Below are 10,032 nucleotides of genomic sequence, written 5' to 3' on the forward strand. Positions count from 1 at the left end.
ACCTGGGGGTTCATGGCGGTGTGGGGCGGATTTTTATTACTTTCGTTGAGTCGGACATTTCAGGCATCCCCAGACCCTGATCGACAACCACCGTCACCGTCCATAGCGACGACGTTTGGAGGCCTTGCTCCAGCCTTTGGGAGCCTCCGTGGTGGCCGAGGTGATCGCGGGTCGTTCCTTGGGGCGGCGGATCAGGACGAGTCCCTCGTGGTCAATCGGGTGCCACTTGTGGTCGTACGTCGCGAAGGCGAAGCCCTGCTCGTTGTCGGTGGTGTGGGCCAGGATCGCGCGGCCGGTGTCCACGTACTGCGCCACCTCGGCCCACAGCGCCTCCCGAATCCTGGTCGAGGGTCTCCCGATGAAGACGCCCGGGGAGATCTCCATCAGCCAGCGGGTCAGGAATCCCCGAAGGCCGGCGGGACAACGGGTGAGCACGATGACGGTCACCAGGGCACTCCGTCATCGCGGTTGTAACCTGCCTCCACCTCGACCCCGTCGTCACTCTGGAGCATCACCTGGTCCATGTCGTCCTCGACGGGGACCTCCTGCGCCTCGCCCAGCAGTACGAGGTGTTTGATGTCGTTCACGCAGCGCCGCAGCAGGCCGAGTCTGTTGACCTCGTCCCGGATCGCCCGCCGGGTACGGGGGCCGATGTCCTCCTCGCTCTCGGCCACCACATCGAACGCGACGGGAATGGCGATCTCCGTCTTGTAGAGGTCGGCGATGTCCAGCACGAACGCCAACTCGTGCCCCGAATGGACGAAGCCGAGCCCCGGGGCACAGCCGAGGGCGGAGACGGCGGTCTGGGCGATGCCGTACATGCACTGGGCGGCGGCGGTGACGGCGCGGTTGATGGGGTCACCGGAGTCGAAGTCCCCGGGGACGTAGACCCGGCCGTTCCAGGCGACCCCGGTCCGGCCGGACTCCCTGCGGTAACAGTCCTTGACCCTGCGTCCTTCCCTGCCGAGGAGCTCCTGCCGGGTGAGACCGGCCGGGTCCTCCTTCGGGAAGCGCATGCGGTACATCTCGCGGGCGACGTCGAGTCGAGTACGGCGGTTGGCCCACCTGGCCGCCTGCGCCTCGACCAGGTTGGAGGAGCGGTTCAGCGATCGGCCGCCCGCGTAGAAGCGCACTCCCTGCTCCCCGACCCACGCGACACCCGCGCCGCTGTCGCCCAGCACGCTCATCGCCTGGTGCGTGACGCGTACCCCGGGGCCGAGCAGGAGCGTCCCGATCGTCGCGGACGGAATGTGGGTGACACCCTCGGCGTCCTCTGCGGTGAGGGCGTTGTCCTCACGGTGCAGGACGCATCGCTCAAGGTAGACGAACGACAGCCGGTCGCCCATCCGGGTGAGTTCACGCGGCGAGGAGGCGCCGCGTCTGCCGACCGTGGTCACGTCACACCACCGCCAGCGTCATCAGGCCGCAGCCGTACGCCTTGGCCCGGCCGAGGCCGTGGGTCAGGGTACGGCGGAGCGCGTCCGGGTCGGTCACCTCAAGGCGCCCGTCGAACGTGACGGCGGTCAGCGTCACCGGTTTCCGCTGCCCGGTCTTGGTGAAGGAGAGCTGTCGCTGTTCGTGGACGACCAGTTCGTACCGGTCGCCCTTCGGCGTCAGCGCGTACTGTTCGTCCTCCGGCAGGAGACGCCGTTCCTGCGGCGTCTCGATCACTCTGAACCCCGCCTTCTCCTGGTGGGTCAGCAGCCAGCCCGACTGGTGACGCCGTCCGACGTGCGCGGTGACCTTGGTCGGTTCCTCCGGGGTGCGGCGGATGCTGTGGACGGGGTTGGCGGTGAGCCGGAAGGCCCACCGGTCTCCCTTGGCGAGCCGGGCCAGGAAGGACTCGTAGTCACGGGTGTCCCACCGGCCTGTCTGGGGCCAGCCCGCCTGCTCGACCAGATGGGTGAGATCGGGTTCGCCGGGACTGGCGATGTAGAGGAAGGTCTCGGCCGCCCCGCCGCGATCGAGTCGCCACAGCACCCTCGGGCCTTCGCCGACCTGTGGAACCTCCGCGAAGGAGGACATCACCGCGGCGTGCAGCCGTTGCGGCGACGCCAGCAGTTTGCGGGCACCGATCCTGGCGGTGTTGAGACGGAACCTGGTCAGATACATCAGACGCTCTCCAGCGCGGACATCGGATCGTGGCCGGGCCGCACGACGGCGCCGGGCACCTGCATCCGCACCGGTGGCAGGTGCCGGACGCCGCGCAGGGCGTATCGGCGGTGCAGTGGGTCGAAGCTGAGCGGCTGGTCACGCAGGGTGTCCTCCCCCGGCCCCTCGACGAGGATCTCCAGGTTGACGGTGTCGCGCTGCCGCCGTTGGTACCACCGCGCGGCCCGCCACTCCTCCGCCCGTAGCGCCTCCTCCAAGGTGAGGTCGTGACGAACCCCCAGCTCCACCGGCCGGGACGGCGGGCAGGAGCGGCGACCGAGATAGAGCGGGAAGACCGGTTCCCGCAACGCCCGGTACAGCCCCTCTACCGTCTCCTCCTCCCCCTCGACTCCGGCGACGAAGACCGCGTCGGACAGGTAGAACCGCTCGGAGACCGGCATGGCCTCGCCGCCCGCGAAGTGGTGCGCGGTGTGGAAGTCACGCAGGAGCGTGCCACGCTGGTCAATCCGCACCCCGAAGCGCAACGCGGCCAGGTCGTCGATGTCGTCGGTCCGCAGCCGCCCCTCCGCCGCCGCGAGCAGTCCGATGACGCCGCTCTTGGTCGGAGCCGCCTCGGTCGTACGGCGCGCGAAGCGCGAGGACGCTCCCCATGACTGCAGAGGACCGGCCAGCTGCATCAACAGGACGCTCATGCCCCGCCCTGTCGCCGGACGACCTCGGCGCCGACCGCCTTCACCAGTTCGTCGAGGGACACCTCCGTGGCGAGGCCGGACAGCGCCTCGGTGCTGCTCCCAATCCGCAGCAACCACGCGGGGTCACCGCCTGCGACGCCGTACGCCTTCTCGACCTCAGGGACGTAGGAGGCCAGCGCCCGTGCCGCGTGCCGGACATATCCACCGGTCTCCGGTTCCGTACGGCACGGCTCCTCGAAGGCCCCGGCGAAGCTGACCGGCCTGGTGGAACGGACCTTGACCAGCACCGCGTCCGGCAGCGTGTGGTTGGCGAAGGTGTTGATCTTCCCGGTGGGCATCGAGGTCAGGAAGCACCGGGTGAACGCCTCGACGGCCCGCCGTACGGGCTCGGTGGTCTGCTCGTCCTCCCGCAGGCCCTCCCCGAGGTTGCGGCGCAGCAGGTCGACGTCCACGGCGGCGTAGCGGTAGAGGGTGGCGGAGTTGAACTCCACGGTGCCGATCATGCCCGCGCCCGCGTCGTCGTCCTCCCGCTCCTTGTAGTCGTCGACCGCCGTGTAGTAGTCGGACTCGTTGTCCGCCCGGTGCACGCTGATGGCGTGCGCGACCTGCGCCGCCGCATCGACGTTGATCTCGGCGCCGTCGGCGACCATGCGGCCGAACAGCGCGATGTCCACCGAGTGCCTGCCGCCCGCGAGCTGCCTGGCCAGCTCCTTGGTGGTCTTGTCCTTGAAGTAGTCCTTGCCCGCCCCGTGTCCCTTGGCCGCGATCTCGGCCAGTCCGTCGAGCTGGTGGGCACTGAGGAACAGCAGGTACTTCGCCTCGGGCGCGACTGCGGCCTCCTGCCCCTCCTTGGCCTTGCGCTTGGGGGCCTCGACCTTGCTGCCGGTGGCGAGCTGGACCGTCTGCGCGGCCAGGTTCCACGCCTCCGCCTCCGCGATCGTCCCGTCGATCCGCCCGATTCGTACGGCCAGCAGCTCGGCGATCCTGCGGGTACGGACTCCCAGCTCGGAGGGGTCGAGCAGGTTGTGGAACTCCTGCCGGGTCGCGCGCTTCCACGCCTGGCTGGAGACCCGGGCACGGCGCACCCCGCCGTAGACGGCGGTCTTGGGGGTTCCGGTGTCGTCGCGGTTCAGACAGCTCGGCGGAACGGTCTGCAGCACGTGGAAGTCGAGGATGGTGCGGGTCATCGGGGGTCCTTGTCGGTGGAACCGGCGTCGCCGGAGTCGGTGGAACGGTATGCGTGGAAGCTGCGCCCCCACCTGGCACGGACCTGACGCATCCCCTCCGGGGTCTGGGCCAGGTAGAGCTGCTCGGCCAGCAGGGCGTAGTCGAGCGGGATCGACTCCCTGCGCAGCAGCGAGACGATCTGGCGTAGCCGCTCGGCCAGCGCCGCGCGGGTCTCGGCGGCTCCGACACGCTTGAAGTGCTTCAGGACCGGCTCGTCGAGGTCACCGGGCGGCATCAACCGCCGTACGGCGGCGCCCAGCTCGGTCCCGCGCCGGTGCATGCCCTCCGTCGAACGTGATTGTTGGTGCAACGCGTAGAGGGTGACGGCCAGGAAGAGCGCGGCCTCCGCCCTGATCTCCTCGGTCTCGGAGAGCCCTCCCTCGTCGTAGAGTCCTTCGGCACCGGTCAGTCCGACCAGGTCGTGCGCCTCTTCGGGGAGTTTGCCCGCGCCACCTCTGAGCTGGGCCAGAGCCGCGACGGCCCAGTTCTCGTCGTTGAGGTAGCCCCGCTGCAGGGCGCCGACACGCGCACCGACGGCCTCACTTACCCGTTTCGCCACGGGCTGCCGGATGGTTGGGGTGGTCATGCTCATGCCTCCGTATCCGGCGACTTGCCGCCATCCGGGGAATCGCCGGTTTCGTCGTCTGGGGAACCACCGGCCGGACGGCCCGTGCCGGGCAACGCCTTGCGCAGCCGGGCGCGGAACACCAGGTCGGCCCGTGAGGTGTTCAACCAGACCTGCTTGCCGTTCCACGTCTCGACGCGCCCCTGCCAGGCGTCCTCCCCCGCCTGTTTGACCAGGTCCTCACCCAGGCTCCTGACGCACCGGTGCGCCTCGTCCTGCCAGGCCGCGCGGGGATCCGCGGGAGTGTCCTCGGAGCCGAGCGTGGCGAGCCAGTCGCGGAACACCCCGTCGAGGGTGGCGAACCCGAGGCTCCTGGCCGCGGCCTTGGGAGCCTCCATGTCAGCACCGGCCGCCCTGGCGAGGTCGGCGGCCAGGTCGCCCAACAGGGTCACGGCCCTCTCCGCGTCGGCCACCGCGTCGATCGCCGTCTGACCGAGCCGCCGGTCGTCCTGTCTCAGCAGGACGAGCCGCATCTCCACGGCGTCGTCCACGATCTCGTCGATGACGGACTGCTGCGTGCCGTACACCACGCCGAACAGCCGGGCGCGGATCAGCAGGTCGGCGGGCAGGTCGCCCTCGACGGTGAGGCGGGCGACCCAGTCGAGGACGCGCGGCCGGACGATGGCCGCCGCCTCGCCCCGCGGCTCGCCTCCCTCGGCCCGACCGGCGATCAGTGCCCCGAGCCCTCGCCACGCGCTGCGGCTGGGGTCGTGCTCGCGCGGGAGATACACCTGAGCCAGGCCCAGCTTCTTCTCCTGCGCCGGGCTGCGCCGCCAGCCCGTCATCGGCTCACGGGTGTGTTTGTTGTGCGGGGTGAGCGGATCTCCATAGGTCAGGACGACGCCGTGCACACCGTCGGCGTCGAAGGCGAGCCTGACCCGCCTGGACTGCCAGGTGTACAGGTCACGCGGCCCGTTGGGGCGGGTGCTCAGCTCAACGGGTTTGAGCTGGCCCGGCTTCGACGGACCACGCCGCCAGGCGGGCAGGTCGTCATGGGCGTCGATCCGCAGACCGGGGGTGTCGAAGGCGACCAGGTTGAGCAGCAGCGTCTCGGCGAGGCTGTCCTCCTCGGCCAAGACACCGCCGAGGGTGCCCGCCCAGGCGACCCCCTGGGGGTAGGTCTTGCCGCCCTTGACCCGGTCGTCGCCCTTGACGCCGGTCTTGATGCCGGAGGTGTCGAAGGCGTGAGCGTGCACCAGCCATCGGGCGGCCTCGGCGAAGCTGAGCCGATCGACGCCCCTGGCCCGCATGGTGAAGAAGGGCCTGCCGTTGGGAACGTCGGCGACCAACCGGTCCAGCGCGCTGACCTCCCCTGACACGGCGCTCAGCCCAGCCGTCTGGAAGAACGGCCGCTCCGGGTGGAGAAGGTCGAACCTGTCGCGGTGCTCGTCCAGATATCCCGTGATCCGATCGACGGGCAGGCCGTTGTCCCACAGCTCCTGCCAGTCCTCGATCTCCTTCGGCCCGTCGATCGCGTCGTGCAGGATCGCCAGCAACAGCCGCAGCAGCGCGAACTCCTGCGTCGGCACGTCTCCCACGATCCGCTGCAGGTCGGCGGCCTGGGCGAAGATGTCCCCCAGGGAAAGCTCGTCCGCGCTGCCGTCGCGGCGCCGTACGGGCAACCACCGCTCACGGGTCAGGTCGAAGGACAGGTCACTCGGCACGGGTCACCTTCAGGCCGTCGTCGGGGGTGTAGTGCAGGTCGTAGCCGGCCAGCCGGGCCCGGCTCTCCTCGTCGAGCACGAGCAGCAGCTCCCCGGCCAGCCAGGGGCTCTCCTTCGACTGCCAGGCCGGGAGGTAACCGGCCTCAAGCTCCTCGATCGCCTGGTCGATCACCCCGGGATACGAGAAGTGATGCGGCAGCCGCAGGCCGCACGAGGCAACGACGCGGGCGAGGCTCGGCTCGGGCGCCGTGTCCACCGGGAGTTCGAGCCCTCCCTGGTCCTTGTCCAGCCACGGCAGCGTGACCAGGGAGCCGTCCGCCTGGCGCTGGACCACCAGCACCTCCACGGAGTCGCGGCCGTCCCTGACCTGCGCCCGGCCCCTGGGGCTGTCGTCCGCGTCGCCGACTCCCGCCTCGATCCAGCCGAGCAGCGACCGCCCCGCCCTGGCCACCGCCGCGAGCTGGAAGCCCTGCGCCTTGTCGTGCTGTTTGCCCCGGTGCAGATCATGCTCCTCGCGGGCACGGGCCAGGGCCTCCTGCCAGCCGTCCGGGCCGACCTGCTCCGGCCCGTAGGCCCGCTGTACGAGCGGACTGATGTCCTGCGGCAGCCGTACGGCGTGGCCCGTCGGGGCCGTCCCGGTGAGGTACGGCTCAAGCACGGCGGCCGACCGCAGCAGCGCGTACGACCCGTAGACGGCTCGGGAGCCCTTCACCGGATCGATCGGCGTCGCCGTCCAGTCGGCACCGGCCACCAGGCAGCGGGCCGTACGCAACAGCTCGGGACGGTCGTCACGCACATGCCGGTGCAGGCGGCCCATACGCTGCAACAGCAGATCTATCGGGCACAGGTCGGACACCAGCAGGTCGAAGTCGATGTCGAGGGACTGCTCGGCGACCTGACTGGCGACCACGATGTGTGGGCTGCCGACGGGCCTGCGGCCCTCGCTCCGTTCAGGAGGACCGAAGCGGTCCAGCAGGCCGGCGTCCTTGGCGGCACGGTCCAGGTCGACGAACCGGGCGTGCGCCACGGTGACGTTCTCCGCGCCGAACTCCTCCCGCAGGCAGGCGGCCGTCTCCAGCACCCGGTCAACGGTGTTGCGCACCACCAGCGCGCAGCCGCCCTCGGCCAGCTCCTTCGCGAGCCGCTCACGCAGTTCGTCGAGATCGTCGTCCAGCCGTTCGAGCAGCACCTCGGTCTCCCGGCCCGACGCCGCGACGGGCTCGCACGCGGGCTCACCTCCCGGCTGGACCGTCGTCAGCAGCGGGTAGCCCTCCGCGACCTCCAGCTTCGCGAAGCTCTCGCTGCCCTTCGCCGCCCCGGCATACGCCTCGGCCAGCTCACGCCGCCGCGCGGCCGGGAGCGTCGCCGACAGCACGACGACCGGCACCCGGTAGGTGCCCAGCCACGTCAGCACTCGGTCGAGGTAGGAGTTCATGTAGGCGTCGTACGCGTGGGCCTCGTCGATCACCACGACCTTGCCCGCCAGGGCCAGGTGACGCAGCGCGAGGTGACGGCTCTTCAACCCCATGAAGAGCAGCTGGTCGATCGTCCCGGTGACGAACGACGCGAGCATCCCCTTCTTGGCGCCCCGCAGCCACCGGTGCGCGACCAGAACTGTGGAACGTTCCCCACGCCGCTGCTCGCCGTCCTGATCGATCGCACGCATCCCGCGCCTACCGGCCCGCATCAGGTCGGCGTAGTCCTCGTTCAGCGCCGCCTTGGAGTGCGCCAGCAGCACCGAACGCCGCTCGCCGGGAAGCCTGCGCAGCCACTTCAACAGTCGGGGGAACATGGCGCTGCCCGTCGCCATGGTCGGCAGCGCGACGAAGCAGCCACCCGCGCCCGACCTGGCCGCGAAGATCTCGGCGACCGCCAGCGCGGCCTCGGTCTTCCCCTCTCCCATCGGGGCCTCGATCACCATCAGACCGGGCACGTCCATCTCCCGGGCGAGCCGTACGGCCTGCTCCTGAACAGGGCGAATCTTCGCCCCGGCGGGGAACTCGAACCGGGAGGCGAAAAGATCGGCCGCCTCCCCCACGGGCTCCGTCGCCCGCCACGGAGCGGGGAGATCCAGCCCACGCCACGCCGCCCTGACCCGCTCCTCGTCGCTCTGGTTGGCCGCATCGGGGAAGTAGGGGAACAGGTCGGAGTTACTGGCGATCCAGTCGGCCACGATGACCAGCCCGGTCAGCAGCACCTGCGCGGGCTGCGTGAGTTTGACCTCCCGCCACGCCGTGAGCCGGTCCTCGACCTCACACACCCGCGCACACCGGTCGAGGATCTCCCATTGCACGTCCTGCCACCGCTCCGCGCAGCTCGGGGTACGCAACAGCTCGGGACGATCGTTCAGGTTCTTGACGTCCAAGCTGGTGGGCGGGACGCCGTGGTGCCCACCCGCGACGATCCCGAACGGCAGGGTCGTCGTCTTCGCCCAGCCGTACCGCTCGATCAGCCACTCCTGGAGCAGCACCAGCCCGGCCAGGCCGTGCGGAGCGAGACGACGGTCGGTCAGCCGCTCACGCACGGGCATCTCCAGCCCGGCCTCGCGCATCTTGTCGCCCAGCGACTCGACCTGGCAGGCGAAGGCCGGGGTGGCCTTGCCGATGTCATGGGTGGTGGCCATCCAGACCGCCAGCCTGTGCGCGTCGGCCTCCCCCTCGGGAAGCGCCTCGGCGATCAGTCTGCGGACCTGCATGGGAAGCCAGTGATCCCACAACAACCCGGCGACCGCACCGCTGTCCGCCATGTGCCGCCACAACGGAAGCCACCCGTTGGCATCGTGATCATGCTTGGCCCACACCTTACGGCCGGCCTCAGAAAGCCCCTGAGCGAAGGGGTTGTTCGACCTTGTGTTCGACACGGGAGTTAATTAAGCACACACCCGCCGAACGTGTCTCGAAAATTTCGAATTTCCCCTGCCCCTGATATTCAGGGAGGAAAGATCACCCTATTGAGCATGAATTCCTTCCATTTGCGTCCTATATATCCCACTAAAGGACTTCACCCTAGAAAATCCCCGCGTGCGCGGGGAGCACTCGGATCGTCCTCCCCATACACCGTAGGACTCGGGACCATCCCCGCGTGCGCGGGGAGCACGCAGCGGGACGGCGTTCTGCCGGTAACCCGGGGGGACCATCCCCGCGTGCGCGGGGAGCACGGCGGTCGCCCGGGTGCGGATCAAACGCATGGGGGACCATCCCCGCGTGCGCGGGGAGCACTCCGGCCGGTCATGCGGGCACTCCGGCGTCCTGGGACCATCCCCGCGTGCACGGGGAGCACCCTGTCCACTCCAGCGAGCTGGACACGCAGGTGGGACCATCCCCGCGTGCGCGGGGAGCACCCTTGAATTCAACCGACATTCGCCGGATGGTGGGGACCATCCCCGCGTGCGCGGGGAGCACCCGATGACGTGGCAGGAGATCAAGAGCAGTTCGGGACCATCCCCGCGTGCGCGGGGAGCACTCGTTCATCAGCGGGTTCAACTTCGAGCTGCCGGGACCATCCCCGCGTGCGCGGGGAGCACGACGGCGAGACCTTCCGGCAGAACCTCACGACCGGACCATCCCCGCGTGCGCGGGGAGCACCCTCGCTGACCTGCGGGTTTACCAGCGCAGAGAGCCGAAATTCATCACTTCCATCGACTTGGACATACCGGACACACCATCAAGTTCACCGAGACAACGCCAACCACAGGCTAACGTGCGACACAACA

Annotated in this window: 8 protein-coding genes and 1 CRISPR repeat array; all 8 genes read right to left on the reverse strand. The window is 69.7% G+C overall.

The features are described from left to right. Positions 1-93: 93 nt before the first annotated feature. From cas2e to cas3, 8 genes are read right to left on the reverse strand one after another with little or no spacing between them, the layout of a single operon-like run. Entirely contained in the window at positions 94-447 is a 354-nt protein-coding gene (gene cas2e, locus ABZ470_RS39315; protein WP_362918002.1) for a type I-E CRISPR-associated endoribonuclease Cas2e, read from the reverse strand. Beyond that, the gene (gene cas1e / locus ABZ470_RS39320; protein WP_362918004.1) at positions 444-1,397 is read right to left on the reverse strand and encodes a type I-E CRISPR-associated endonuclease Cas1e; all 954 of its coding nucleotides are present in this window, start codon (positions 1,395-1,397) and stop codon (positions 444-446) included. The genes cas2e and cas1e overlap by 4 nt, the downstream gene beginning before the upstream one ends. Before the next feature lies 1 nt (position 1,398). Then, complete coding sequence (gene cas6e, locus ABZ470_RS39325; RefSeq protein WP_362918006.1) at positions 1,399-2,112, reverse strand: type I-E CRISPR-associated protein Cas6/Cse3/CasE; 714 nt, start codon at positions 2,110-2,112, stop codon at positions 1,399-1,401. Next, positions 2,112-2,804 carry a type I-E CRISPR-associated protein Cas5/CasD gene (cas5e, locus tag ABZ470_RS39330; RefSeq protein WP_362918008.1) on the reverse strand — a complete coding sequence of 231 codons (693 nt, stop codon included), beginning with the start codon at positions 2,802-2,804 and terminating at the stop codon, positions 2,112-2,114. The genes cas6e and cas5e overlap by 1 nt, the downstream gene beginning before the upstream one ends. After that, positions 2,801-3,991 carry a type I-E CRISPR-associated protein Cas7/Cse4/CasC gene (cas7e, locus tag ABZ470_RS39335; RefSeq protein ID WP_362918010.1) on the reverse strand — a complete coding sequence of 397 codons (1,191 nt, stop codon included), beginning with the start codon at positions 3,989-3,991 and terminating at the stop codon, positions 2,801-2,803. The genes cas5e and cas7e overlap by 4 nt, the downstream gene beginning before the upstream one ends. Then, positions 3,988-4,617 (reverse strand): type I-E CRISPR-associated protein Cse2/CasB, encoded by a 630-nt coding sequence (gene casB, locus ABZ470_RS39340; RefSeq protein WP_362918012.1) that lies wholly within the window; start codon positions 4,615-4,617, stop codon positions 3,988-3,990. The genes cas7e and casB overlap by 4 nt, the downstream gene beginning before the upstream one ends. Before the next feature lie 2 nt (positions 4,618-4,619). Beyond that, a complete protein-coding gene (gene casA, locus ABZ470_RS39345; RefSeq protein ID WP_362918014.1) occupies positions 4,620-6,320 on the reverse strand; it encodes a type I-E CRISPR-associated protein Cse1/CasA in 1,701 nt (566 codons plus the stop codon). Then, positions 6,310-9,180 (reverse strand): CRISPR-associated helicase Cas3', encoded by a 2,871-nt coding sequence (gene cas3, locus ABZ470_RS39350; protein ID WP_362918016.1) that lies wholly within the window; start codon positions 9,178-9,180, stop codon positions 6,310-6,312. Before cas3 ends, casA begins: the two co-directional genes overlap by 11 nt. Positions 9,181-9,326: 146 nt before the next feature. After that, a CRISPR array of direct repeats spans positions 9,327-9,904; the repeat unit is 29 nt; unit sequence GGGACCATCCCCGCGTGCGCGGGGAGCAC. Positions 9,905-10,032: the final 128 nt, after the last annotated feature.

Origin of the sequence: Streptosporangium sp. NPDC020072 (assembly GCF_040631445.1) — a bacterium.
GTDB lineage: Bacteria > Actinomycetota > Actinomycetes > Streptosporangiales > Streptosporangiaceae > Streptosporangium.

What these genes read in the sequence shown, in the direction of transcription:
- cas6e (WP_362918006.1), bottom strand. Translation starts at nt 2,112, where the DNA reads ATGTATCTGACCAGGTTCCGTCTCAACACCGCCAGGATCGGTGCCCGC.
- cas5e (WP_362918008.1), bottom strand. Translation starts at nt 2,804, where the DNA reads ATGAGCGTCCTGTTGATGCAGCTGGCCGGTCCTCTGCAGTCATGGGGA.
- cas7e (WP_362918010.1), bottom strand. Translation starts at nt 3,991, where the DNA reads ATGACCCGCACCATCCTCGACTTCCACGTGCTGCAGACCGTTCCGCCG.
- casB (WP_362918012.1), bottom strand. Translation starts at nt 4,617, where the DNA reads ATGACCACCCCAACCATCCGGCAGCCCGTGGCGAAACGGGTAAGTGAG.